Origin of the sequence: Ferrovibrio xuzhouensis (assembly GCF_042648965.1) — a bacterium.
GTDB classification, from domain to species: Bacteria; Pseudomonadota; Alphaproteobacteria; order Ferrovibrionales; family Ferrovibrionaceae; genus Ferrovibrio; species Ferrovibrio xuzhouensis.
Map to the genome: position 1 here is coordinate 155,656 of NZ_JBHRYJ010000005.1, position 22,493 is coordinate 178,148.

At 60.2% G+C, this 22,493-nt stretch carries 26 protein-coding genes; 7 read left to right on the top strand and 19 right to left on the bottom strand.

Annotated elements, in window-relative coordinates:
• Nucleotides 1-11: 11 nt before the first annotated feature.
• The 8 genes from ACFOOQ_RS19405 to ACFOOQ_RS19440 all read right to left on the bottom strand — a co-directional run bounded on the left by ACFOOQ_RS19405 (nucleotide 12) and on the right by ACFOOQ_RS19440 (nucleotide 6,180).
• A complete protein-coding gene (locus ACFOOQ_RS19405) occupies nucleotides 12-2,207 on the bottom strand; it encodes a hypothetical protein (protein WP_379729318.1) in 2,196 nt (731 codons plus the stop codon).
• A gap of 60 nt (nucleotides 2,208-2,267) precedes the next feature.
• Nucleotides 2,268-2,987, bottom strand: coding sequence for a Tn7 transposase TnsA N-terminal domain-containing protein (locus tag ACFOOQ_RS19410; protein ID WP_379729319.1), 720 nt, complete (start codon nucleotides 2,985-2,987; stop codon nucleotides 2,268-2,270).
• A 178-nt stretch (nucleotides 2,988-3,165) separates the two neighbouring features.
• Nucleotides 3,166-3,378, bottom strand: coding sequence for a hypothetical protein (locus tag ACFOOQ_RS19415; RefSeq protein WP_379729320.1), 213 nt, complete (start codon nucleotides 3,376-3,378; stop codon nucleotides 3,166-3,168).
• Between the two features lie 79 nt (nucleotides 3,379-3,457).
• Nucleotides 3,458-3,904: a hypothetical protein gene (locus ACFOOQ_RS19420; protein ID WP_379729321.1), complete on the bottom strand. Its 447-nt coding sequence runs from the start codon at nucleotides 3,902-3,904 to the stop codon at nucleotides 3,458-3,460.
• 3 nt (nucleotides 3,905-3,907) lie between these two features.
• Nucleotides 3,908-4,282 (bottom strand): hypothetical protein, encoded by a 375-nt coding sequence (locus tag ACFOOQ_RS19425; RefSeq protein WP_379729322.1) that lies wholly within the window; start codon nucleotides 4,280-4,282, stop codon nucleotides 3,908-3,910.
• A 356-nt stretch (nucleotides 4,283-4,638) separates the two neighbouring features.
• Nucleotides 4,639-5,145, bottom strand: a complete 507-nt coding sequence (locus ACFOOQ_RS19430; RefSeq protein WP_379729324.1) for a type II toxin-antitoxin system VapC family toxin — start codon at nucleotides 5,143-5,145, stop codon at nucleotides 4,639-4,641.
• Nucleotides 5,146-5,424 carry a hypothetical protein gene (locus ACFOOQ_RS19435; RefSeq protein WP_379729325.1) on the bottom strand — a complete coding sequence of 93 codons (279 nt, stop codon included), beginning with the start codon at nucleotides 5,422-5,424 and terminating at the stop codon, nucleotides 5,146-5,148.
• A gap of 198 nt (nucleotides 5,425-5,622) precedes the next feature.
• Complete coding sequence (locus tag ACFOOQ_RS19440) at nucleotides 5,623-6,180, bottom strand: hypothetical protein (protein WP_379729327.1); 558 nt, start codon at nucleotides 6,178-6,180, stop codon at nucleotides 5,623-5,625.
• Nucleotides 6,181-6,340: 160 nt separating this feature from the next.
• Here ACFOOQ_RS19440 and ACFOOQ_RS19445 point away from each other — a divergent pair, with 160 nt between their 5' ends.
• Nucleotides 6,341-6,718 (top strand): helix-turn-helix domain-containing protein, encoded by a 378-nt coding sequence (locus tag ACFOOQ_RS19445; RefSeq protein WP_379729328.1) that lies wholly within the window; start codon nucleotides 6,341-6,343, stop codon nucleotides 6,716-6,718.
• A gap of 106 nt (nucleotides 6,719-6,824) precedes the next feature.
• On the opposite strand, the gene ACFOOQ_RS19450 is transcribed toward ACFOOQ_RS19445, so the two are convergent.
• Entirely contained in the window at nucleotides 6,825-7,505 is a 681-nt protein-coding gene (locus ACFOOQ_RS19450) for an alpha/beta hydrolase (protein ID WP_379729329.1), read from the bottom strand.
• 160 nt (nucleotides 7,506-7,665) lie between these two features.
• Complete coding sequence (locus ACFOOQ_RS19455) at nucleotides 7,666-9,102, bottom strand: tyrosine-type recombinase/integrase (protein ID WP_379729330.1); 1,437 nt, start codon at nucleotides 9,100-9,102, stop codon at nucleotides 7,666-7,668.
• A 145-nt stretch (nucleotides 9,103-9,247) separates the two neighbouring features.
• Between ACFOOQ_RS19455 and ACFOOQ_RS19460 the strand changes: the two genes are divergently transcribed.
• Nucleotides 9,248-9,919 (top strand): DUF4136 domain-containing protein, encoded by a 672-nt coding sequence (locus ACFOOQ_RS19460; RefSeq protein ID WP_379729331.1) that lies wholly within the window; start codon nucleotides 9,248-9,250, stop codon nucleotides 9,917-9,919.
• A complete protein-coding gene (locus tag ACFOOQ_RS19465) occupies nucleotides 9,919-10,128 on the top strand; it encodes a hypothetical protein (RefSeq protein ID WP_379729332.1) in 210 nt (69 codons plus the stop codon). The genes ACFOOQ_RS19460 and ACFOOQ_RS19465 overlap by 1 nt, the downstream gene beginning before the upstream one ends.
• 414 nt (nucleotides 10,129-10,542) lie before the next feature.
• Here ACFOOQ_RS19465 and ACFOOQ_RS19470 read toward each other — a convergent pair whose 3' ends face one another.
• Genes ACFOOQ_RS19470 through ACFOOQ_RS19480 form a run of 3 tightly spaced genes read right to left on the bottom strand, consistent with a single transcriptional unit; the run spans nucleotide 10,543 to nucleotide 13,954 of the window.
• Nucleotides 10,543-11,157: a response regulator transcription factor gene (locus tag ACFOOQ_RS19470; protein ID WP_379729333.1), complete on the bottom strand. Its 615-nt coding sequence runs from the start codon at nucleotides 11,155-11,157 to the stop codon at nucleotides 10,543-10,545.
• Nucleotides 11,154-11,528, bottom strand: a complete 375-nt coding sequence (locus ACFOOQ_RS19475) for a response regulator transcription factor (protein WP_379729334.1) — start codon at nucleotides 11,526-11,528, stop codon at nucleotides 11,154-11,156. The genes ACFOOQ_RS19470 and ACFOOQ_RS19475 overlap by 4 nt, the downstream gene beginning before the upstream one ends.
• Nucleotides 11,525-13,954, bottom strand: coding sequence for a PAS domain S-box protein (locus ACFOOQ_RS19480; protein WP_379729335.1), 2,430 nt, complete (start codon nucleotides 13,952-13,954; stop codon nucleotides 11,525-11,527). The genes ACFOOQ_RS19475 and ACFOOQ_RS19480 overlap by 4 nt, the downstream gene beginning before the upstream one ends.
• Nucleotides 13,955-14,132: 178 nt before the next feature.
• On the opposite strand from ACFOOQ_RS19480, the gene ACFOOQ_RS19485 reads away from it, so the two are divergent.
• Complete coding sequence (locus ACFOOQ_RS19485) at nucleotides 14,133-14,636, top strand: winged helix-turn-helix domain-containing protein (protein WP_379729336.1); 504 nt, start codon at nucleotides 14,133-14,135, stop codon at nucleotides 14,634-14,636.
• 4 nt (nucleotides 14,637-14,640) lie between these two features.
• On the opposite strand, the gene ACFOOQ_RS19490 is transcribed toward ACFOOQ_RS19485, so the two are convergent.
• The 5 genes from ACFOOQ_RS19490 to ACFOOQ_RS19510 all read right to left on the bottom strand — a co-directional run bounded on the left by ACFOOQ_RS19490 (nucleotide 14,641) and on the right by ACFOOQ_RS19510 (nucleotide 18,091).
• Nucleotides 14,641-15,165, bottom strand: a complete 525-nt coding sequence (locus ACFOOQ_RS19490) for a cytochrome P460 family protein (RefSeq protein ID WP_379729337.1) — start codon at nucleotides 15,163-15,165, stop codon at nucleotides 14,641-14,643.
• Between the two features lie 141 nt (nucleotides 15,166-15,306).
• Nucleotides 15,307-15,831: an organic hydroperoxide resistance protein gene (locus ACFOOQ_RS19495; protein ID WP_379729338.1), complete on the bottom strand. Its 525-nt coding sequence runs from the start codon at nucleotides 15,829-15,831 to the stop codon at nucleotides 15,307-15,309.
• Nucleotides 15,832-15,848: 17 nt separating this feature from the next.
• Nucleotides 15,849-16,880 (bottom strand): alpha/beta fold hydrolase, encoded by a 1,032-nt coding sequence (locus tag ACFOOQ_RS19500; protein WP_379729339.1) that lies wholly within the window; start codon nucleotides 16,878-16,880, stop codon nucleotides 15,849-15,851.
• A gap of 39 nt (nucleotides 16,881-16,919) precedes the next feature.
• Entirely contained in the window at nucleotides 16,920-17,690 is a 771-nt protein-coding gene (locus tag ACFOOQ_RS19505; protein WP_379729341.1) for an alpha/beta fold hydrolase, read from the bottom strand.
• A gap of 50 nt (nucleotides 17,691-17,740) precedes the next feature.
• Nucleotides 17,741-18,091, bottom strand: coding sequence for a hypothetical protein (locus ACFOOQ_RS19510; RefSeq protein WP_379729342.1), 351 nt, complete (start codon nucleotides 18,089-18,091; stop codon nucleotides 17,741-17,743).
• A 296-nt stretch (nucleotides 18,092-18,387) separates the two neighbouring features.
• Between ACFOOQ_RS19510 and ACFOOQ_RS19515 the strand changes: the two genes are divergently transcribed.
• From ACFOOQ_RS19515 to ACFOOQ_RS19525, 3 genes are all read left to right on the top strand, one after another.
• The gene (locus ACFOOQ_RS19515; protein ID WP_379729343.1) at nucleotides 18,388-19,125 is read left to right on the top strand and encodes a 3-oxoacyl-ACP reductase family protein; all 738 of its coding nucleotides are present in this window, start codon (nucleotides 18,388-18,390) and stop codon (nucleotides 19,123-19,125) included.
• 193 nt (nucleotides 19,126-19,318) lie between these two features.
• Nucleotides 19,319-20,002: an ImuA family protein gene (locus tag ACFOOQ_RS19520; protein WP_379729344.1), complete on the top strand. Its 684-nt coding sequence runs from the start codon at nucleotides 19,319-19,321 to the stop codon at nucleotides 20,000-20,002.
• The gene (locus ACFOOQ_RS19525) at nucleotides 19,935-21,395 is read left to right on the top strand and encodes a Y-family DNA polymerase (RefSeq protein WP_379729345.1); all 1,461 of its coding nucleotides are present in this window, start codon (nucleotides 19,935-19,937) and stop codon (nucleotides 21,393-21,395) included. The genes ACFOOQ_RS19520 and ACFOOQ_RS19525 overlap by 68 nt, the downstream gene beginning before the upstream one ends.
• 84 nt (nucleotides 21,396-21,479) lie before the next feature.
• Here the strand turns inward: ACFOOQ_RS19525 and ACFOOQ_RS19530 are convergent, their stop codons facing one another.
• A complete protein-coding gene (locus ACFOOQ_RS19530) occupies nucleotides 21,480-22,469 on the bottom strand; it encodes a quinone oxidoreductase family protein (RefSeq protein ID WP_379729346.1) in 990 nt (329 codons plus the stop codon).
• Between the last annotated feature and the right edge of the window lie 24 nt (nucleotides 22,470-22,493).

The window sequence follows — 22,493 nt, forward strand, 5'->3', positions numbered from 1 at the left end:
TTGGTTGCCGGTTAGTAGGATTCGGTGGTCACAGAGGGCTGGACATCGGTGTCATCCACGATGTCGTCGTCCTCTGCGTCGGCGTCGTACTGAGCGGCCTGCTCGGCTTCCTGCTCCTCCGCACGACGGCGATTCGGTTTCTCGACCTTCTCGGTGAAGGTCGGCGAGTAGATGGCGTCCATCTTGTCGACGAACTCCTGCCCCTTCTCGCGAACGAGCTCGGCGCGGCTGGTCTTGCCGAAGATGGCCTCGAGGCGGACCGGCAACGGCTTGCGGTCCTTCTTCTTCTTGCCCTCGACCGCAGCCTCCTCCAGCGCGGCGACCGTGCGGACGGCGGTGCGGCGAGCCTCGATGAGGCTGCTGAGCTTTGCCTTCTCACCCTCCTTGCGAGTCTTGCGTTCCTCGGCGCGTAGATAGTCGTGTGCCCGCTCGCTCAGGCCGATGGTGTACTCCGGCATCTGGGACTCCAGCCGCCACCACCGGTACTGGCCGTTGTCGTCCGGACGCCAGTCCTGGATTTCGAACTTCGACAGGTCGTCGAAGTCGTAGCGAACACGCGCTTTGTCGGGAGCTCCCGGGTCGCCCAGCATCCTCTGGACCTGCGAGGCCTTGCTGTTGTACGTCAGCCCCTTGATCTTGACGCCCTCGCGGGTGAACCCCGCCGTCGTGACGGCCGAGAGCAAACCTTCGACATCCTCCATGCTGGCCGGAAGGCGGACCGGGTTCGCCTGCGTCGCAGATTTCCACTTCTCGAGCGGGATACCCTTCAGGCCGTAATGCCACGAAACGTGGTAGTCATCAGCGATCCACCGGGTAATGATGTGCACCAGCTCCTTCACCGGGCAGCAGGCGTACATCTCCGAATCATAGAACTCGCGCTCCTTGATGTCGGGATACGCTGCGCCCGGCATCTTGTGACACACCTGTCGCAGCAGGCGCCCGAGAACGCGCTCCACCATGCCCTTGAAGTTCGGCATCATGACCGGGCATTGCTGCACGTTGATGCACAGCGAATGCATCTTGTCCGTGAAGTCGACGGAGATGAAATCGGAGCCGTTGTCCGTCACGACCGTTTCCCATTTGCCGAAGCAGGGCCAGTCATTAACGATGTCCGGGTACATCTCGTGCACCCATGTCTTCGGCATGAGCGCCATGTAGGCCGCCTTGCTCGTCGACCGGGCCGAAGGCGCATTGAACGAGAGGTAGAAGCCCAGGATGCACCGCGTGTAGCAGTCGAGCACCAGGGTCAGCCATGGGCGATACATCGACAGGCCAGACACCTCGTCCATGGCGATGACGTCGAGCTGGGTGTGGTCGATTTCGACCCGCTCCAGCGGACGGCTCGGACGGGGGCCACGCAGCACCGGCACATACTTCCGGTACCGGGCGTACCGACCCTTGTGTGCCTGGGTCACGTCACCCAGGTCGAACGAATTCAGCACCCGGTTGATGGTGCGCTCGCTCGGAATCCGGAGCTTGCCGTCCTTGTCTTTGCAGCGGTCTGGGACATTGAATGCTTCTGGGTCCTTTTCAAGTGCCGCCTGCAGATCCGCGACTGAAGCGCACAGGTCGAGCCAGATGTCCCGGGCAGTCACATACTGACCCAACGGCCGCATGAAGCGCTTGTTGATGATGTCCATCATCGCGTCTTCGACTTCGTCGGCGAACAGCGGGCTGCGCTTCTTGCCGCACCGGTAGTAACCGGGGACTAGGACGCGGATGTCGCGAAGGTCGGGCTGGCCGATGTCGAACCATTGCTGCAGCCAACGCTGGAGCTGCCGCACGCTCGGCGGATCCTTGTCGCCCTTCGCCTCTGCGATTTCCGCAATCAGCGCGCGGAGGATTGCCCGGGTGCGCTTCGTCAGGCCCTTGTCGACAAAGCCCTGCACATACCAGTGCTTCCGGCGGGTCGCGGCCTTGACGTCCTCGGGCCACATGTCGAACGGCCGGTCGAGGTGGGACGCCTGCCAGTTGACCAGCATCTTGCTGGTCTTCAGCTGGCGGAAGGTCTTCTCCGTGAACTTCCGGCAGATTTCGTCGTTGGACACGACAATCTGGCGGTTGGCGGTAACGTGCTGCAGAACGGTGCAGCCATCGGCGGTGCGCTCCTGCACCGTATAGACTTCGCCATCTAGCTCGATGCGCTGGCCGACCTTGAGGTCGAGGTGGATGTTGGTCCGGGTGGTCTTCGGAAGGAAGGCGTTCATCGCCGTATCTCCTGGATAAGGTTCGGTGTCGTGGTGGGTCGCGGCAGCGAGGCGATATGGTCACGGCTTTGCCCTTTCCTTGCGGGGTGAGACGGCGCTCCGGTCGGACAGCGGAGCCGAGTGGGTATCGATGGTGAAGATGTTCCGCATGGCCATGTTCAGCAGCAGGCCGCGGTCAGCGAGCGGCATCTTCAAGGCTTCATGCAGGTCGGCCAGCGTCTTCGGCGGCTCGACATCGAACAGCTCGAGGACCTTCTTGCGCAGCAGCGGGGCCGGTCGCATGTCATTGAACAGCAGGATTTGGCGGGCATTCGCCAGCGCCACCCCCTGATGGACCCAGTCGCGGTCGCGGACGACGTACTCCAGCCCTTCCTTGGCATACAGGAACGAGCGGATAGCGAATTCCTTCTGGTTCACCGGGTCGTTTGCGTCGTCCGCTTCCTTGACCTCGACAATCTGGGTCTTGCCCGCCAGGAACGTCACCTCGATGTCGGGGTAATGCAGGCGGACGCGCTCGCCGTTGTCGTAGATCAGGCGTTCGGGCTGGGGCCTGTACGCGATGACGTTGTTATCGACCTCAAGCAGCCGGAACATGTCGAGCTCGAGCGAGCTTTCCCACGGCATCATCCCGCCATTTTTGACGGACACGAACTTCCCCATGACGCGGCGTTTGCGGCGGGTGCCGACCTTCCTGGCCATGTCGAATGCCAGGTACGGGTATCGCTTGACTGTGGCTGCCCGGACTTCCGAGGCAGATTTGCGGCCGATGATGCGGACCATGATAGATTCCTTCTCTGCGGATACGAGGCGTTACGGCGGACACCCGGAGGAGCGCGCTTCAGGTATTCTCGTGGCCATCACGTTGTTCTCCACGGTCACTGACATGCCCGAATTCTCAGGATTCTGTGCTTGCCAGTTCGGTACTCAGGGGCTCCATCCCCAGAGTCCCGAGGTCGACCTAGTTCCAGCGGATCGCGCAGAAATCCGGCCCATTGTCGAAGGCGTAAAACTCAGGCGTTCCGAACCATCGCCAGTGAGCCTCGGCTTGGACCTTTGCCGCATTCGAGGCGGCGCTATTCTCGTCGAGAACAACGACATCCAATGCCGTCGTGTCGATTTCGATCGGGTGAATGACCCGTTTGAGAGGTTTGATCTTCGCGTCTGCAGGCATAGCTTCCCCGTTCCCGGACCTTGCGGTCCGGGTTCTCTAGAGAGTTCAGGTTGGTAGATGGTGTGGTTGGAGTGTCGCCTTACTGGACCGGCACCCTGACTTCCACCTCATCGAAGGTGAAAAGTGCCCCCATGTCGTACAGCTCATCCGGCATGGCCTCGACAACCTTGTGATAGGCGGGTTGTTCGAAGAAGAGTTGCGTCGCCACCGGCTCCAGCGTTTCCGGATCGAAGAACACAATCCGCCAAATCGGATTGTAGACCAGGGAGCCTGCCTTGCCGGGAGCACCGGCGATCCGGCGCCAGGGCTTTACGCCCTTCTTGCGGCACCGATCCATATACTGGCGCTCCGTCTCGCGGCCGTAGGACCCGTCCTCAGCCGCAAAGCCTGGCTGCAGATTATCGAGCGCCTCGGCGAAGGTCCGGCATTTGGCCATCGGCTTGGCATCGGCGATGAAAGCCTCCAGGGCGGCTCCGAGCTGCTGGCCACGGTCGATGAAGCACATGGGAATTGAGAACTTGTTCATGGCTTAGCCCTCCATGGCCAGCGAATAGCGGGGGAATTCGTTGACGGCCGCCGGATCTTCGAAGAAGACCCGGACCGGCGCATTGCATGGCTTCGTGACCACGTAGCTTGCGCGCGGATCGCCAAAGCCGTCGAGGCCTGCCTGGGCGATGCCGACGGTCTGAACGAGGTCTTCCGCCAGCTGGACTTCGGCGGCATGGACCTCGCCGGTTGCGGTATCCACGAGCAGCATGATCCAGGCGGCAACTGATGAGCCGTCGGCCAGGGTCACGTCATTGCTGGCCCGGAAGGTCAGCATAACGGCGTCGTGCACCGGAACATCGTAGCCTTCGCTACGGATCTGCTCGCCGCTCAGCTGGCGGCGCGGGGTGATGAGCATGGGAGGCTCCTCTCGATACGCTTCGGAACAGGCCAGACGTGCTGGGCCTGCGCCGGGTCTGGGACCCGGGCTGTTAAGACGTCAGGGGCGTCTTAGCGTATCGAGGAGATGAACGACGCGACGGCGCCCGGCAGCAGCCGGAGCGTCTTGGAGACAGTGTATGTCGAGGTCGCGTTCATGGGAGCGAGGTTCTACTCGAGGTACACGATCGGCGTCAACAACTTTTTCGCATGCAGGTGAGGTGTGGGAGAATATAACGTATTTTGTTATATCCTCCCACACCTCAGAGAATTCATCGCGAACATTCGCCTCTGTGCGAACCGTATGCACTGCAAAAATGTTAGCATCCGGCACCGTCAGAACCTGAGCTCTTCCTGCCACCGCGGCCTCACATGCCATACATCAGCAATCGGGTCGTAGAGTCCGGGCAATGCGAAGTGCTCTTCGACCTGCAGAAAGTCACAGACGTTGCGAGTGACGATGACCGCGTTCATGGATATCGCGACCGCCGCTATCATCACATCCGCTTCGAGCAGGACCTTCCTGGATGACTGGCGGCCAGGCTGCATCTGATGCCGGATCTGCGGCCGGGCGTGCATCTTGGCGAATATCAGGGCCGCTTCCGTGGTGAACGGGACCACCTGGACCACCGGCAAGACCGCCTGGTAGAGCCACTTCTTGACCTCGGGCAGGCCCTTCTTGCCCGTGGCGCGCATGCTTTCGATGCCCGCCTGGATTTCGGCGATGGTGATGGCAGTGGTGGCGATTTCAGTTGACGGCACGGAGGCCAGCCACGCCATCAGGGTTGGCGGGGGGCGGATGTAGTGGGTCGCACTCAGGACATTCGTGTCGAGAATGTACAATCAGGAGTCCTCGGCATCGCTGCCGGGACCCTTGGAGCCTGCTTCTGCGCGAACGTCCTGCATCGCCCGATCGAAGTCGCTTTCCCCTGGACCGGCAAATCCTCCAGTCATCAGAGGTAGCTTAATCGCGTGCTCAGCTTTGTCGAAATAATCTTGAGAGACGACGACAACTTTTTTGCCATCAGGCAGTGCAACGATCTGCGGAATGGCTTGTGCATCCGCTGTCATCTCTGCGAAGCGCGTCTGCGCATCGGTCGCTGTCCATGTCTTCAACGGCATCGCATGCATCCTCGCGACAACTGTACCGGGTGAGCTTGTCAACATTACCGCGCCAAGCAAACCAGAAAGCACCGTGTTACGCGAGAAGTGTATGCTGAAGCGGCCTGTCGGTCTTGCAGATTCTGTCGTCTTCAGCGCACCGGATGTGTGGTCCCGCGGCCCGCAGCGGTGACGTTTCCGGCTGAACTCTGATGCGCACTACGCCGCAGCAGCCTTGTCGCCAGCATCCTTCTTCAGCTTCGCAATGATGGCATCGAACTCTGCCTTCGGCGGCAGGGCCGCCCGGCGCATTCCGCCCCACGCAATCAGCCACGCCACAACAAGAATGGGTCCGAAGATCGTCATCAAGGTGACCAGAACGTCGCTCGCGGAGACGTGGCCGAATTCCGACCTGTGCTTCATGTCGACGAACAGAAACATGTACAGGATGGGAGCAACCAGACAGATCCCGCAGATTCTCCGGAACTTGCGCCAGAACTGCCTGGCGGCCTCCCAGCTGGCATAGTCCTGGACGACGCGTCCCTCGGTAGCCAGGCCCACGACCTTCGGCAGGCCGTGCTCTGCAATCACGAACGACCCATGGGTCGGCACAGTCAGCAGGTAGGCGAACATCAGCTCGCGCGATTGCACGTCCTTCACCAAGTGATCATTGCCGTCGTCGTCATGGATCTGCAGGAAGTTCCATGTGGTGACCTCGCCACTTGTCCTGCGATCGCCAGTTGCCTCCAGCGTGCCGGTGATGACCTTGAACCCCATCTGCTGAACCCCTCTCGCCGATAATCACCCGATTCGCGGGCAGGACTTTTTGGCCGCTCGCCATATATGGCAGTCACTGCCATATTTTGAATTTATTGACAAGAAAATATGGCAGTGTCTGCCATGTACGAATCCTTGCCGACCAGCGCATCTTCCGCCGATGAAAGAGCGGGAAATACTCGTCGCGGTAGGCAGGACGGTCCGGGGATTCCGTAAGGAAGCCGGGCTGACCCAGGCGCAGCTGGCGGAAAAGGTCGGGGTATCCCTGGACACGGTCGGGTACCTCGAGCGTGGGGAGTATTTCACGACCGCCCAGACGCTATTCAAGATTGGGCAGGTCCTCGGGCGGAACATGGACGAGTTGTTCGCCGGGACACCGCGGGTGAAGAAGTCCCGCGAGGACGAGGCCATCGATGTGGCCATGGTCCGGTTCCGGGCCATGCTCGAGGGCGAGCTGGCCTTTCAGGCCGAGGACGTCATCAAGCTGCTGAACATGGCCGCCCGGAAGAAGCCCGCTCCCAAGGGTAAGGGGCGCTGAGCCGCCTCCATATGTAAAGATTTCCCGATTTTCTTTGCATCCCCGGCTGGGAATGTAAAAATTTCGGCCATTCCTTTACATATCAGTCGCCAGGGGCTGGAAAGGCTCACCTGGCCTTCACGCCCCTGAGCTCTTGGACGAAGTTCAGGAAATCTGCAGGTGCTTGGCCAAACACATCGTGGCCGGTTGGCAATGTCTTCACTATCCAACCTCGATCGTCCTTGAGGCGCTCGTAGGTCGGGGTGAACGGCGTCCCGTCCCATCCGCTCGCGTAAATGAACATTTTTTCCGGAATCTCCTGCCATCTTCCCGTGAGGCGAATGGCCTGGCGAAACGCAGCCAGCGGATGGGCAACGCGTCTCGGGTCTTTGCCCGGCGGCGGCGTGACCCCAAAGCCATCCTCCGCGGATCCATCGATCGCGAGCTTGCGGAAATAATCTCCCGCCAGGTCCCACCATGCTTCGCCATCGTTTGGGACAAACGCGTCCACGTAGACCAGTGCCGCAATTTTCTCGGGCAACCGATCCGCCACGCCGCTGACTACCATTCCGGCATAGCTGTGACCGCAAAGGATCACGTCCTCCAGGTTCTCGTATATCAGAACGTTGGCGACATCCATGATATGTGTATCGAGATTGGGGCGGGCGTACGCGAGATGGACCCGTTCGCCAAGACCGGTCAAAGTCGGCGTGAAAACCTCGTGCCCCAAACCTCGAAGCGCCCTGGCAATCGGAGCGAATGTCCATCCGCCACGCCAGCCCCCAGCCACCAAAACAAAAGTACTCATTCTCCGTCTCCAAATCAGGATCGTGACTCATCTTGCTCATGCGACGCCAATTCTTTTAGCAGAAATGTTCTGATCTGATGCGGTCCTAGGACGTCCTGGCCAGCAACACTCTCTAGATGTGCCGTGCCCTGGGCCATGCCTTCCTCTTCCCTTTCGGAAATTATAGGCCAAGCTCCTGCTCGAGTTGCTGCTTCGACATATGGCTGTAGCCGGTCAGGCCCCGGAGCCGAGCACGCTTTAGAAGCTCGGCACGGGTAAACGTCTGGGCGCGCCTTGGTTCGGGCGGAGGGACAGGTGTATCCCGGCGGTTGGTACGGATCCCCACCTTGCCGCCTCGGATATCGCCTTCGATATGGGCATCAATCCCGAGCCTCGGCGTCCCGTTCCGGATGGAGTCCACCACATAGTTCTTGGTGAAGTGAGCATAGTATTTTTCGCACGTCTCGGTGCTGTGGTGCCCCAGGTTCTTTGCGATGGCCGGAATCGGTACGCCGCTCATGGCCAGCAAACTGGCATAGGTGTGCCGGAACATGTGGAAGGTCACATGCCGCATACCGGCCAGCTGGCAAGGTATTTTCAGCCGGTGGCTGCAGTCGCTGCCCCTCCACGGTTCGCCATCGGCCCGCCTGAATATCATGTCATTCTTGTGCAGATTGAACGTCATCCGCCGGAAGAACGCGCAGCCTTCTTCAGTCAGAATGACATGGCGATCCGAAAAGTTCTTAGACGGCGACAAATATATGCTGCCCGCCCGGTCATCGAAGTCACCGGCCGCCAGGACCGAAAGCTCCGCGAACCTGGCGCCGGTAAATAGGGCGCCGCGGACTAGCTCCCTGAAGTCGGCGGTCAGGAATGGCATCAGGACCTGGCATTCGTTTATGGATAGGCACTCGGCGCTCGAGACCTCGACCTGCCGAAACTGCAGCGCACCTCGCCAGCCGACGTCCGTGTCAATGTGACCGTCTCGGAGCGCCATGTTGAGCGCAGCCTTGAGTATCGACAAATCCCTGTTGGCCGTGCTCCTGCGCTTGCGCTTCTCTTCCGGGGTCGATGGCGGTTTGCCATACCGGCGCGGCTTACCAAACGCGACATGAATTGACTTGGGCGACTTGGCAATTGCCTCGTGCCACTTCCGGATCTCATGGACGGTCAGGCTGGAAACCAGCCGGTGCCCGAAGTGCGGCCTGATTCGAGCATTTATCTGGTACTCGGTTTCCTTGATGCGCCTGCGGTGCGCCCGGAACCAGCGCATGTAGTCATCGAGGCACTCGGAAACGGTATAGCCCTCGTAACGACGCATTGCCGATGGAGACCGCCGCTTCGTCGGGTTGAGCTTCTTCTTGTCCAGGATGACCGGCTCTGGAGCGTGAAAGCCATAGCGCTCTGAACTCAGGCCACTGGCCCGGTCCAGCCAGATGTCGATGACCTTACGGTCCCACAGGCCTGTCACCGGAACCGGGTCGGGAAATCCCTGTCTGCTCAACTCGGGTAGCTGCTGGCAGAACTCTGGCTTGGACATCCGCATATACGCGGCGACGTCGTCCAATGTCAGGAGCCGGGGCTCAAGGGTACTGCCTTTAGGTGCAACCTTTGCCATTGGACGACCTCCCTGACTAAGGGGCGATCAGCGTAGTCCCGGACAACAGCCATCCCAAGGCAATTCTGGCATACATTATTAGGCATCTAGCCTGCCAAAATCCCGTTGGCTATCCTCCTCACCAAATCCGTCGATGGGGAGTTCGATGCGTATTTGGGGGAGTGTTCTGTGCGCGCTGCTGGCCGTCACCGTGGCGGGGTGCGCACCTAAGGTCCGGACCGACGTCAATCGGTTCCCGAGCACCAGCTTGCCGACCAACCTTGAAGGCAAGACCTTCGTCTTCATGCCGACGGACAAGCAACAGGGCAGTCTCGAATATGAGAGCCACGCTGCGGCTATCGCGACCTTCCTCGAGAAGCAGGGTCTGCACCGGACCAATGACGAGAAGACGGCCGACGATGCTGTGGCGTTCAGCTACGGCCAGAGCGGCGGCCGAACCGAGACCCACAGCTCGCCTTTATATGGCCAGACTGGTGGCGGGACCTCCTACACGTCGGGCACCGGTTACGCCTACGGCTCGGGCGGCACCGCCTACGGCTCCTATTCCGGGACTACTTACACGCAACCGACCTATGGCGTCGTAGGGACATCCACTGAGACCCGCACCGTCTACACCCGTTTCCTGGACGCCGAGATTTACGACATGCGGCGCTCGGTAGTGGAGAACAAGCTCATTCGGGTCTGGGAAGGCAAATCCATGAGTTCCGGCACCTCGAGTTCATTTGCGCCGGTTTCCAAATGCATGATCCGGGCGGTCTTCGAGAACCTCCGCAAGGCAGGCTCGGAACAGGTCGACGCCCAGGTGGACCAGTGTTGATGGCCGACGATCGGGTCATCAGCGATCGGGAAATCTGGGCGACCGCGGGGCTGCTTCTGCAGGAGTATGGCGACATGGCCTCCTTCGAGGCTTCGAAGAAGGCGGATAGCTTGCTGGATGCGGGCGACATGGCGGGGCAGCGGGTCTGGCTCAGGGTCGTCCGCGCCATCATATCGATGACGGACACCGAAGGCGCGACACCCAACTAGGCGGCTATATTGGCAGACAAAAGCACAGCACCGGTTCTCGCAGGCGTCTTTATCGCTTTTCTGGCGCTCTGCGGACCGGCATCTGTTGTCGTCGCCAAATCAACCCTGTCCGACGCGGACATTCGCCAGCGGATGATTGAAGAGTCCATTCGTGGGTACCGCGGTACTTGCCCGTGCCCTTATAACGCCGCCCGGAATGGCTCGCGATGCGGTGGCCGCAGTGCGTATTCCAGACCAGGTGGAGCAGCTCCACTTTGCTACCCCACCGACATCACGGATGAGATGGTTCGGCGTTATCGCCAAAGCCACGGCCTATAGTGTCGGCTTACGTTTGCTAAGTCACAACGCAGCGTCAATCCTTGGCAATCGTCCCGGCGTTCGGCCGAATTCCCGTATCGGCACCCCCTCCCGTTTCTATCGCAACTTAGCTGCCATTCCGACTAAATCAGCCAGAGATTTGGCCTTCATTTTCTGCATGACCCTGCCGCGGTGAGCTTTAACGGTTATCTCGCTAATCCCGAGCCGTCCACCGACCTGCTTATTCATCAAGCCCGTAACGACTAAGTCCATGACTTCCCGCTCTCTATCGCTCAACGATGCGTAGTTTTCGCGGAGCTCGCGAAATTCTTCCTCTTCGGCAAGTACAGACTGACTCCTGCCAATGGCTTGCCGTATGGCGTCCAGCAAAACGTCGTCGCTGAATGGCTTTGGCAGAAACTCGATGGCCCCCGCCTTCATTGCCCGCACTGTGGTAGGGATGTCACCGACACCAGAGATGAAGATAATCGGCATCTCGCCCCGGGGCGACGCGATCCGTTCCTGCAATTCCAGTCCGTTCAGATCCGGCAAGTGAACATCCAGAACCATGCAACATGGGCGGCTTTCCTTCGGTCGCGCCAGAAAATCAGTCGCGGTCGCGAAGACTTCAGTCTGCCACCCGGAAAACCGGATCAGTGACTCAAGCGCTTCGCGAACCGAGATATCGTCATCTACGACAAAGACTACAGGCTGCGAACTGGTATCGGTCATTCGTTCAACCGGAAAGCCGCCTTTAGGGCGATCTGCAATGCTGTGTCGGAGAATGGCTTGAACAGGCACTCCACCGCCCCCTGCGAGATGACCCGTGGACGCACCGTTTCGTCCTTGTGTGCGGTAATGAATACAACCGGAATCTTCGAGCCTCGACGCTTCAGCTCTTTCTGGACATCCAGCCCCGAGATGCCGGTCATCATGACATCCATAATCAGACAATCCGTCGTTCCGACAAACTCCGATTCCAGGAACTCTTCGCCAGATGAAAAAGCCTGGGCTTCATACCCCAGCTCGCGCACCAAATCTGGCAGGGATTCTCGAACCGACTCATCATCATCGACGACCGAAATCAGAGAACGCTTTGTCATCGGCGACTTCCCACCGACTCATCAGCTTCTCCAATGGAAGACGTTGCAAACTTTCCGCCGCACAGGTCATCGACGACAAGTGGCGGTATACCAGAAATCGAGAATGAAAAGGTGGAACCATGCATATCGTTTCGCTCAGCCCAAATACGCCCTTGGTGCTTCTCGATAATTGAACGACTCACAGACAGACCAATCCCCATTCCATCATTCTTCGTTGAAAAGAACGCATCAAAAAGTCGATCGGAAACCTCCGGATCGATACCAATGCCGTTATCAGAGACCGTCAGGCAAACATCGCCATTGGAATCTGAAGATGTCATGATTGACATCTGACGGGGTCGACCGTGAACACCGGACAAGGCATCCATCGCATTTGTCACCAAGTTCATTATGACCTGCTGGAGTTGAACCCTATCGCCCTTCACAAGAGGTAGGTCGCCCTCGAAGTCTTGCCTGACTTCGACTCTTGCCCGTTGAAACTGGGTCCTGTTCAACGCCACCACTTCATGGGCCGCGGCATTCAGGTCCACCGCATCCGCAACCAGCTCTTTCCCGGCAAATAGTGCCCGCAACCTGGCAATGACTTCCGAAGCACGATTTCCGTCACGAATTGTCCGTCGCGCCGTTTCAAGTGCTCCTTCAATATTGGGGGGAACAGCTGACAGCATGCGCAGACCGGTGCTGGCATTCGTGATGATGCCTGCCAGCGGCTGATTTACCTCATGCGCTATCGACGCAGTCAGAGCGCTCAGGCTCATCACTCTCGAAACCCGAATGAGTTCGGAGCGCACCTTGTCGAGAGTCTCTTCGGTATATCGCCGGTCTGTAATGTCCTGACAGGCGCCGATGTATTCCATTTCGCCATCGCGATTCACGCGCCCTTGCGCCACCAGATGCACATGCTTGACCGTTCCATCCGGCATGATGAGCCGATGTCCGAATCCTAATTTCTCTACGCCCTGTCTGGCATCCTCCTTCATTTTGGTCAGGAGATGCCACTCATCGGTCGGGTACCGGGTCGAGATCAAATCGAATGTTACCGGCGTTCCCGGGTCAATCTGGAAAAGGCGATATGTCTCGTCCGACCAAAGTATCTCACCAGTCGTTGGCTTCCACGAAAAGCTGCCAATCGAAGTCAGGCGTTGGGCCTCAGCAAGAAACGCTTGGTTGCGCTTCAATGCATCCTCTTCGTGAGACCGCTCTATAGCGATACTTGCCAGATGGGTGAACTGGGCAATGAGATCCTGCTGCAGCTGATTCGGTGTAGAAGGCTTGTGATAGTGCAGCCCTAGCGTACCGAGCACGCTTCCACAGGGCGCAACAATCGGCGTTGACCAGCATGCCTGCAGTCCGAAGGACAATGCCAAGTCTGGCCAGCCATAGGTATGCCAGCGCGTTTCTTTGGCGATATCTGCGGAAATAACCTGCTCTCTCAGGCATGCCGCCATGGCACAGGGGCCGTTTTCAACACTTATCGGCCTGCCATTGATTGACTTGGTGAATTCCGGAGGAAGACTGGGTGAGGCGCCATCGAGGAGCCGATCTCCATTGACCAGAGTGACGCTGCAGGTGCAGTCCGAGCATATTTCCTCGACAACACGGCAAATCGCTTCCAATACCTGCGACATTGGAGCGCCAGACGCCATCATTTCGAGAAGCTTCATTTCGCCAGCGAACCGCGCTTCGGCAATGCGCTTCTCGTTAACGTCGTTATGAATTAGATACCAGACGACAATTTGTCCGTCCGCACCGCGTAGCGGATAGCCGATGGTACTGTACCATCGGACGGAGCCATCACCTTGGAGCCTGCGCCCCTCAAATTTGTAGGTTTCTCCGGAGGACCGCGCTTCGGCCCAACATTCTAGAAATCTTTGTCGATCATCCGGATGGAATGAAAACCCCTGGGGCAGCTTCTGGATTTCAGTGAGTGTCGTCCCGCTGAATTCAAGAGCATGGCGATTTGCGTACACCACGCTTCCATCGGGCGCATGAAGCGTCACCATGGCCGGGAGGCCATCCACCGTCAGTCGGAACTGCGCTTCACTCGCTCTCAGGCTCTGGATTAACTCGAAACGCTCTTCGATGTCGGTAGCCAAGCCGCACCATTCGACAGCCATGCCTGACGCGTCGGAAACCGGACTGATGCGGAACAGGAAATTTCGGTATTCGCCATCATGTCGCCGCAGGCGACCTTCCATTCCCCCCGCCTTCCCGGAATTCACCAGGGCTTCCCATTTCGCCGCCAACTGAAGCAGATCGTCGGGATGCGCAACAGCCTGCCAACCGCCTGAAGCGGTTTCTTCAAATGCAAGTCCGGTATACTCGGACCATCTTTTATTGACGAATTTGACCGTCCCGTCGGGCAGCGCTGTCCAGATCAGTCCTGGAAGCGCATCGACGATGCGGCCGAGCTCGCTATCCATCATGCTTCCTTCCGGACTCAGTCCGTGTCGAAACTATGCCGCCCAGCCAGGGGCGAGGTCCATGATACTTAGGTGTCGGTTTGGCGCTTTGTGGTGACGATACCTAAGTACAATTGGCATACCGGTCATTATTCATAAGTATACATATGTTCGATTTGACGTATACCGAAAGGCCGCTGCCATGCCCCATGAAGTCGAGGCTCAAGAACAGCACGCCCACGGCCCTAGCGATGAGGGTTTCTCCCGGATTCCCGGTATTTCTCCTGACACTTTGAGCTTGGTGGGGCTAGAGCAGGCAATTGCCCGCCTGCTGGCGGTTCATCGGTCGCTCCGTAAAGGTTCGCCAGCACATGAAGCTGACGACGGCGCTGGGACTGCCGCTGCGGCGGCCGCCTCGGGCTTCTGCTTTGGCCGCTATCAGGTATTCCCGCAGGCCCGACTTGTCCTGCGTGATGGCCAGCCGGTAGAAATCGGCAACAGAGCATTCGACATCCTGGTCGCGCTTCTGCGATCTCCCGGCACAATCGTTTCGAAAGACGAGATTGTGAAGTCCGTCTGGCCGACCACACATGTAGTGGAAGGCAACCTTCGCTTCCAGATGAGCGAACTGCGGAAAGCGTTGTCAGACGACCGGGATGTTATCAAGACCATTCCCGGTCGTGGCTATATCCTGTTGGTGAAATAATTACCTACTTAGAGAATCGCGTGAAGACGAAGTCATGATTCTTCACATGAGCTTCGTGGCAGGCGAAGCAGGCTTCGTGCTCCTCCACGCCAGCAGGCTTTCCGTCGATGAATTTCCCGAACCCCCAGCCACCGGTCGAAGCATATTTCTTGGTGTCTTTGACCATGACCTGGACGGTCGTTGGCATTCCAGCGACATAGGCGGCCGGGAAATCGACAGACATCTCATGCTTCCAGGCAAGCTTGACAAGCGTGGTACCGTCGGGAAATGGGAGCGCATCACGTTCGTAGGCATCCATGGCGGTCGGGTTTCCGAGGACCGCCCGAAGCTCGTCAAATCCCGGCTCGTGAGCCACTGATACCAACTGCCACTGGCGATATCCATCCGGAATGCTCACGCCATATATCGGAGACAGGTTCCCGTCATTAGCGACCTGACCGTTGCTGCCTGTCGGTAGCAGGGTCACGGCCAGCCCGGCCGATGCGCCGACGACGAGCATGGCGGCCAGATAATTGAGTGCCTTTTGCATGATATCTCCAATGTTGCTGCGCAGCGGGTGCAGCAGAGCGTAGGCCGTTAAGACCTTCCATTGATGCACTTTCCTGGCCGGTCTGCCCCGACCTGGGGCGGAGGGGGACTGAGGCGGACGGAGCAGTCCGGCCAGGTCGCGTCAGATCAGGGTGATCTGAACGGCGATGTTGCCGCGGGTTGCCCTGGAGTACGGGCAGGTCTGATGAGCCCGATCCAGCAATGCCTGCGCGATATTGCGGTTCATTCCGGGAAGGTCGACGTTAAGTCGCGCCTGCAGGGAATATTCGTCGCCAGTCTTCACCAGGTCGACTTCGGCATCGATGGCGAGTTCCTTCGGAATCGCGACGCGCATGCTGCGCGCTGCATTCGCTATGGCGCCTTCAAAGCAGGCCGACCAACCAGCGGCGAACAGCTGCTCCGGATTGGTGCCCGCGCCTACACTGCCGGGCGGGGACAGTTTGATGTCGAGGCGGTCGTCCGAGCTGCGCGCTGTCCCGGCGCGCCCACCCGTGGTGCGCGTCTTGCCCGTATAGAGAACCTTGCCGACAGGAGCCATATTGTTCATTGGCTTCTCCTCCAGGGATGATTGCTGGTTCGCCGAGCTCTGGCGAGAGGCCTCAGCCCCACCGCCATATGCCGCGAAAGCGTTGAACTCTTCATCCATACCTCGTCACCGACAGATCAGGACGCCGCGACGTCGAGCACCGCCTTGGCAAAGGCCTTGGGTGCCTCCTGCGGCAGGTTGTGGCCAATGCCGCCCGTGACCAGTCGATGCTCGTACTTGCCGGTGAACCTCTTGGCGTAAGCGGCCGGTTCTGGATGCGGCGCTCCGTTGGCGTCGCCTTCCATGGTGATAGTCGGAACCGTCACTGCCGGATAGGCAGCGAGCTGCTTCTCCACGGCATCGTATTGTCGCTCGCCATCGGCCAGCTCCAGGCGCCAACGATAGTTGTGGATCACAATCGCGACGTGGTCCGGATTGTCGAAGGCTGCCGCCGTCTGCGCATAAGTGGCCTCACTGAATTTCCATTGCGGAGACGCCAGCTGCCAAATCAGCTTGTTGAATTCGTAGCGATTCTTGTCGTAGCCCACGCGGCCACGCTCGGTCGTGAAGTAGAACTGGTACCACCATTGGAGTTCATTCCTCGGTGGTAGCGGCATCCGGTTGCCTTCCTGGCTGCCGATCAGATATCCACTGACCGACACCAGGGCCTTGCAGCGTTCCGGCCAGAGTGCAGCGATGATATCCGCCGTCCGGCCGCCCCAGTCATAACCGGCGATAACCGCCTTCTCGATCTTCAGAGCATCCATCAGGGCAATGATATCGAGCGCGAGGGCGGCTGGCTGACCATTGCGGAAGGTGGCTGGGGAGAGGAATCGGGTCGGCCCATAGCCACGTAGGTAGGGAATAATCACCCGGTAGCCCGCGGCCACCAGCAATGGGGCCACCTCGACATAGCTGTGGATGTCATAGGGCCAGCCATGCAGGAGGATGATGGGATACCCGCTTGCCGGGCCAGCATCCACATAGCTCACACTGAGCGGGCCCGCGTTGATCTGCTTCAGCGGACCAATGGATCTGTCACTTCCCGCTGCGGAGATAGCGCCGGGCTGAGCCTGTGCGCTGCCGATAAGTCCGGTTCCGGCAACCGCGACCGTCGCGGCGGCAACTCCGAGGAAATGGCGGCGATTGTGGTCTGGCAGTTTAGGCATTGGAGTCTCCAATCCGGTTAACGTGAGATGCGTGGGCAGTTATTTTGAGTTCGCGGCGCGCTCGATGAGCTTTGCGATCGCCTCTGGGTGCGAAACCATCAGAACATGCGAGGCTCCCTTGATGACGACGGTCTCTTTTGCCGCTGCCCGCTCCGCCATGAACGTCATCGCCGCCGCAGGGATGTTGCGATCACTGGTGCCGTAGGCGAACCAGGACGGGATTTTCTTCCATGCTGGATTCCCGGCCGCCTCGGTTAGCGCAGCTTCCGCGATCGGACGCTGAGTAACGGCCATCAACCGCGCTTCTTTCTCCGAAACGTCAGCGGCGAACTGGGCACGAAATTTGTCCTGACGGATATAGAGGTCCTTTCCGCCACCCGGCAGCTCGACTGCAGGGGCCAGTGCAGCACCCAGCGTGCTGCCAGGGAACTTACCCGCCAAATCGGCTGCCGATTCCCCGGCATCTGGTGCGAATGCCGACACGTACACCAGAGCCTTCACGTGGGTGGCACCGTTCGCCGCATTGGTGATCACGTTTCCGCCGTAGGAATGACCGACGAGTACCACCGGCCCATCGATGCTCTTGAGAATTTCCCTGACGTAGGAGCCGTCAAAGCCTGGCCCTCGCAGCGGATTCGCCGCGGCAATGACGTGGTAGCCTTTCGCTGTCAGCCTGCTCACCACCCCATTCCAGCTGGATGACCCGGCAAAAGCGCCATGCACCAGCACAATGGTGGGCTTCTGCTGTGCGTAAACAGGTGCCACCATGCTGGCGAAGAGCAGTGCGGCGGCAAGAAAGAGCCGTTTCATTCGGTTATCTCCGATGTTTAGGTCTGAGTGGTCGTATGCCAGGAATGCACTTAGTAGGCGCACTGGACATCGTAGAGCGGGACCGACGTTCCCACTGGCACCGCCATGCTGCCGACCCAGACGGTGTTTCGGGGGCATGTGTCGGCAGCCGAACGGACGGTCACAATCGTCGCACCCAGAGCCATCTGGATCTCGCCAGGCGTCTTCTTTTCGTCGACGAGTTCACCGATCTGTGCCGCGCGCAGAGAGGTGCCGCTGAGCTGGTTGCCATAACAGTCGGTGTAGGTTTCGTAGCCATCGACGGGCTGACGACACACTTGCGTCCCAGCCATTGTCACGGTTGCAAGCATGGAAGCCGAAAACGATACGGCAGCAATGACTGCGAGAGTTGAGAGGCGCATTTCTTGGTTCCTTTCGGATAGACGGCCGCTTCGTGGGTCGCCAATGAGTGACAACGAGACCATCCATCCGAATAACCGGCGTGGCGAGTTAGACGATGTTAGTTGGCATTAGTGAGGAGTGCCGTGCTGTGCACAGGGCTCTCATGCCGCGTCGATGTACCGGCGAAAACTAACGGCTTCTAACGACGGTCCCGCCCCACGCACCCTACAATCAAGAGACGGAACTCCCCTGCTGACCGCTGGGTCTGCTGGAACATTGAGAGCGGGGCTGATGAATGGCCCAGAGAGGAATTGAAATGACTATGCTCGATAAACGGATTGCTTTCGTGACAGGTGGCTCGCGCGGCATTGGCGCTGCCATTGTCCGCCGGTTCGCTCGGGAAGGGGCATCCGTGGCCTTCACCTATGCATCCGCCGAAGCAAAGGCGGCGGCCTTGGTGGCCGAGGTGGAATCTGCTGGCGGCAAGGCGCTCGCAATCAAAGCCGACAGCGCCGATGCGGCCGAACTCAAGAAGGCCATCGACTCCGCGGCAGAGCGTTTCGGCGGGATCGACATTCTGGTCCACAACGCGGGCATCCTGCTGCGCGCCGTCGTCGACGTGTTCAGCATGGCTGATTTCGACAGAGTGGTCGCAATAAACCTGCGGGCCGTTTTCATTGGAACACAGGCCGCACTCCCGTACATGAAGACGGGAGGCCGGATCATCACGATCGGCAGTGCCGCAGGTGCCCGCAGCGCGTTCCCGGGGTCATCGGTCTACAGCATGACCAAGGCCGCGATCACGGGTCTGACGCGCGGCCTGGCGCGCGACCTCGGCCCCCGCGGCATCACCGTCAACGTCGTCGCACCGGGTCCGATTGACACGGATATGAATGACATCCCAGGCATTCATGAGCTGGCGGCGCCGCTCACGGCGCTGAACCGCATGGGCAAAGATGATGAAGTCGCAAATCTGGTCGCCTATGTCGCCAGCCCGGAAGCTTCGTTCACGACCGGCGCCGTTCTTGCCGTGGATGGCGGGTATTTGGCTTAGCCTTTAGTGCCCCTGTTTCATCGCCCCCGTCCTAAGCGGGTGGGGGCGATGCTTAACTTTGAGCACTGCCCTCGTACTGTCGCCGCCTGCCACATATTGCGCGCAGAAGTATCTGCACTACACAATATAGGCTTTCTGTCTAGGAAAAAGAACATATTGCGAACTTATGGCCAGCAAGGGTATTCATGCTGGCATGATTCAACCGCCCGCCCTCCAGCAGCTCCGCAGCCAGGTCGCGCGCATGACCGGCCTGTCCCGTCCGCGGTCCACGGCGGCCTGCCCGATCGGGGTGGCCGAGATCGATGCCCGACTGCCCGGCCTCGGGCTGGGGCTCGGCGGCATCCATGAGCTCATCGGCGACCTGACCGCCACCACCGGCTTCCTGGCCGCGCTGCTGGGCCGCCACAAGGCCTTCCGGCAGATCCTGTGGGTGACGCCTGAAGCCAGCCTGTTCGCCCCGGGCCTGAGCCAACTCGGGCTGGACCACCGGCGCCTGACTATCGCCTGGGCACGCCATCGCGACGATCGCCTCTGGGCGGCCGAGGAAGGCCTCAGGGAGCTCAGCTATGGCGCCGTGGTGCTTGAGGCCGAAACAGTCGACCTGACCGAGAGCCGCCGCCTGCAGCTGGCTGCCGAGGCCTCAGGCGGCATCGGCTTCATCATCCGCAGGGACCGGCAGCCATCGGCCGCCCTGACCCGCTGGCTGGTCGAACCGGCCCGCAGCCAGGACTGCAGCCCGAGCTGGAAGCTGACCCTGGAGCGCTGCCGCGGCGCCGAGACCGGAGGAACCTGGCAACTGGGATGGGACCATGCGTCGCTTTCTTTCCGTCTGGCTGCCCAGATGGCCAACCGACCGTTTGCGGAGGCGGCTGAGTAGCCAGCCGTACGGGCCGCTGGCCCTGATCCAGACGACGGCCAACACGACACGGCTCTATGCCGTGAACACCATGGCGGCCCGGATGGGGCTGGCGCCAAACATGACTCTCGCCGACGCCATGGCCTTAGTCCCGGCCCTCGGCACCGGCCCGGCCGACCCACAAGGCGACCAGGCGGCCCTGGAACGGCTGGCCGACTGGTGCGGCCGCTATTCCCCCTGGGTCGCCACGGACGGCCCCGACGGCCTCATCCTCGACGTGACCGGCGTCCCGCATCTCTTCGGTGGCGAGGAGGCCATGCTCAACAACGCGCAGGGATCCTTCCGGCGCATGCATGTGATTGCCCGCTGCGCCATCGCCGACAGCCCGGCCGCAGCCTGGGCCTGGGCGCGCCATGGCGGCGGAGGCGTGTTGCCCGGCCGTCCGGACTGCCTGGAGCCTCTTGGCCAGCTTCCTGTGGCTGCGCTGCGTATCGACGCAAGGCTCGCCGACAGCCTGAACACGCTGGGCCTGAAGACGGTCGGCGCCATTGCCAACCTGCCGCGAGCGCCGCTGACCAAGCGCTTCGGCCCGCAGCTGCTCGAAAGGCTCGACTGCCTGCTCATCCGGCGGGACGAGCCCATCTCACCGCGGCAGCAACCGGCGCCATGGCGCAGCCGGGCGCATCTCGCCGAACCCATCTCCACCCGCGAGGCCATCGAGCAGGTGCTGGACCAGCTGCTCGAGACCCTTTGCCCGTTGCTGGAGAAAGAGCATCTCGGCGCCCGACAGCTGGCCCTGCATGCCTACCGGGTCGACGGGGACGTCCAGACCATCCGCATCGGCACCTCGGCCCCAAGCCGCAACCCGAAACACCTGGCGCGGCTGTTCAGAGACCCTCTGGACGGCATTATGCCGGGCTTCGGCTTCGAGACCTTTGTCCTCGAGGCAACGGCGGCCGATCCGTTCTCGGCCGAGCAGGCGAACCTTGAAGGCACGCACCAGACCGGCAGCGACTTCACCCAGCTCATCGACCGGCTGCAGGCCCGCCTCGGCGACAGAGCCGTCTTCCGCTACGAGCCGGTGCAGCGGCGCACCCCCGAGGCCTCGGTTGTCCGGCTGTCGCCGACGGCGCGCTCCCATGAAGAGATGCCCGACCTCGAGCCCCGGCCGCAGCGACTGATGTATCAGCCAGAAATCGTCGAGATGGACAACACCGGCGAGGCCTTCACCTGGCGGCGCATCCGGCGGCGGATAGCATCGGTGGACGGCCCCGAGCGCATCCGCGGCGAATGGACGCCTGGTGGGCTGGATGTGGTCTCGCGCGACTATTTCCGCATCGAGGACGAGGCCGGGCGCCGGTACTGGGTGTATCGCTCACTCGACGGCTGGTTCATCCAGGGGATGTTTGCTTGAACCCACTCATCTCCCTCAAACACGGAATTCCGTGCGTAGAGACGGAATTCCGCTCGCCATAACCAGCTCATCCCAACCAGCTCGTCACGGCAGAAGGACGGCAGCGCCCACAGTTTTGCGGCTTTCGAGATCGATATGGGCCTGACGGACGTCTGCCAGCTTATATCGCCTATTGATATCTGCCTTTACATCCCCACGCCGGACTGCTGCAGCATAGGTCTCAGCAGAAGTCCGGAGTTCCTCTGTCGTGATCGTGAAGCTGCGTAGCGTCGGACGGCAGATCGAGTGACTTTTGGCGTGCAGGATTTGCAAATTGAAGGCCTCAACATCGCCCGATGCCGTGCCGTAATTGATTGCCATGCCCCGGACCCGCAGGCATTTCAGGGATGGCAGGAACACATCCTTGCCAACGGCATCATAGACCACATGCACGCCTTCACCCGCGGTCAGCTCCAGAACGCGCTCTTCAAAGCGCTCCGTCCGGTAGTTGATGACGTGATGACATCCGGCATCCTTGGCAACTCTGACCTTTTCGTCGCTGCCGACCGTACCGATGACTTCGGCACCCAAAGCCCGGCCCCAGGCACTGAGAATCAGCCCCATTCCGCCCGCAGCGGCATGAACCAGTATCTTTTGGCCGGGTTGAACCTTGTACAGCCGGTGCAGCAGATATTCTGCCGTCATGCCGCGCAGAAGCGTTCCGGCCGCCTGCTCGACATTCAGCCCGTCAGGAATCTGCAGGGCACGCGCCGCCGGAACGTTCCGGACACCAGCATATGCTCCGGGCATGAGGTAGGTAACAGCCTGACCGACCTTGAAATCCGAAACCCCAGGGCCGACCACCTCCACGATACCGGCACCCTGCGACCCCAGGATGACCGGAAAACTGTCGGTCTGCGTCGGCCCATGCGCGCCCTGCCGCTGGTAAATGTCGGCATAGTTGAGGCCGATCGCTTCCTGAGCGATGCGAATCTCACCGGGGCCGGGGTCCTGGACGTCGATGCTTTCCAGCTCCAGGACTTCGGGCCCACCATGACGGTGGGCCACGACAGCAGACGACTTCAATGCAGACATGCGAGCTCCAGAGTATCGGGGTAT

Excerpts from the sequence above, each read along its gene's own strand:
- ACFOOQ_RS19405 (WP_379729318.1), bottom strand. The coding sequence starts at position 2,207 with ATGAACGCCTTCCTTCCGAAGACCACCCGGACCAACATCCACCTCGAC.
- ACFOOQ_RS19410 (WP_379729319.1), bottom strand. The coding sequence starts at position 2,987 with ATGGTCCGCATCATCGGCCGCAAATCTGCCTCGGAAGTCCGGGCAGCC.
- ACFOOQ_RS19415 (WP_379729320.1), bottom strand. The coding sequence starts at position 3,378 with ATGCCTGCAGACGCGAAGATCAAACCTCTCAAACGGGTCATTCACCCG.
- ACFOOQ_RS19420 (WP_379729321.1), bottom strand. The coding sequence starts at position 3,904 with ATGAACAAGTTCTCAATTCCCATGTGCTTCATCGACCGTGGCCAGCAG.
- ACFOOQ_RS19425 (WP_379729322.1), bottom strand. The coding sequence starts at position 4,282 with ATGCTCATCACCCCGCGCCGCCAGCTGAGCGGCGAGCAGATCCGTAGC.
- ACFOOQ_RS19435 (WP_379729325.1), bottom strand. The coding sequence starts at position 5,424 with ATGCCGTTGAAGACATGGACAGCGACCGATGCGCAGACGCGCTTCGCA.
- ACFOOQ_RS19440 (WP_379729327.1), bottom strand. The coding sequence starts at position 6,180 with ATGGGGTTCAAGGTCATCACCGGCACGCTGGAGGCAACTGGCGATCGC.
- ACFOOQ_RS19445 (WP_379729328.1), top strand. The coding sequence starts at position 6,341 with ATGAAAGAGCGGGAAATACTCGTCGCGGTAGGCAGGACGGTCCGGGGA.
- ACFOOQ_RS19450 (WP_379729329.1), bottom strand. The coding sequence starts at position 7,505 with ATGAGTACTTTTGTTTTGGTGGCTGGGGGCTGGCGTGGCGGATGGACA.
- ACFOOQ_RS19455 (WP_379729330.1), bottom strand. The coding sequence starts at position 9,102 with ATGGCAAAGGTTGCACCTAAAGGCAGTACCCTTGAGCCCCGGCTCCTG.
- ACFOOQ_RS19460 (WP_379729331.1), top strand. The coding sequence starts at position 9,248 with ATGCGTATTTGGGGGAGTGTTCTGTGCGCGCTGCTGGCCGTCACCGTG.
- ACFOOQ_RS19465 (WP_379729332.1), top strand. The coding sequence starts at position 9,919 with ATGGCCGACGATCGGGTCATCAGCGATCGGGAAATCTGGGCGACCGCG.
- ACFOOQ_RS19470 (WP_379729333.1), bottom strand. The coding sequence starts at position 11,157 with ATGACCGATACCAGTTCGCAGCCTGTAGTCTTTGTCGTAGATGACGAT.
- ACFOOQ_RS19475 (WP_379729334.1), bottom strand. The coding sequence starts at position 11,528 with ATGACAAAGCGTTCTCTGATTTCGGTCGTCGATGATGATGAGTCGGTT.
- ACFOOQ_RS19480 (WP_379729335.1), bottom strand. The coding sequence starts at position 13,954 with ATGATGGATAGCGAGCTCGGCCGCATCGTCGATGCGCTTCCAGGACTG.
- ACFOOQ_RS19485 (WP_379729336.1), top strand. The coding sequence starts at position 14,133 with ATGCCCCATGAAGTCGAGGCTCAAGAACAGCACGCCCACGGCCCTAGC.
- ACFOOQ_RS19490 (WP_379729337.1), bottom strand. The coding sequence starts at position 15,165 with ATGCAAAAGGCACTCAATTATCTGGCCGCCATGCTCGTCGTCGGCGCA.
- ACFOOQ_RS19495 (WP_379729338.1), bottom strand. The coding sequence starts at position 15,831 with ATGGATGAAGAGTTCAACGCTTTCGCGGCATATGGCGGTGGGGCTGAG.
- ACFOOQ_RS19500 (WP_379729339.1), bottom strand. The coding sequence starts at position 16,880 with ATGCCTAAACTGCCAGACCACAATCGCCGCCATTTCCTCGGAGTTGCC.
- ACFOOQ_RS19505 (WP_379729341.1), bottom strand. The coding sequence starts at position 17,690 with ATGAAACGGCTCTTTCTTGCCGCCGCACTGCTCTTCGCCAGCATGGTG.
- ACFOOQ_RS19510 (WP_379729342.1), bottom strand. The coding sequence starts at position 18,091 with ATGCGCCTCTCAACTCTCGCAGTCATTGCTGCCGTATCGTTTTCGGCT.
- ACFOOQ_RS19515 (WP_379729343.1), top strand. The coding sequence starts at position 18,388 with ATGACTATGCTCGATAAACGGATTGCTTTCGTGACAGGTGGCTCGCGC.
- ACFOOQ_RS19520 (WP_379729344.1), top strand. The coding sequence starts at position 19,319 with ATGATTCAACCGCCCGCCCTCCAGCAGCTCCGCAGCCAGGTCGCGCGC.
- ACFOOQ_RS19525 (WP_379729345.1), top strand. The coding sequence starts at position 19,935 with ATGCGTCGCTTTCTTTCCGTCTGGCTGCCCAGATGGCCAACCGACCGT.
- ACFOOQ_RS19530 (WP_379729346.1), bottom strand. The coding sequence starts at position 22,469 with ATGTCTGCATTGAAGTCGTCTGCTGTCGTGGCCCACCGTCATGGTGGG.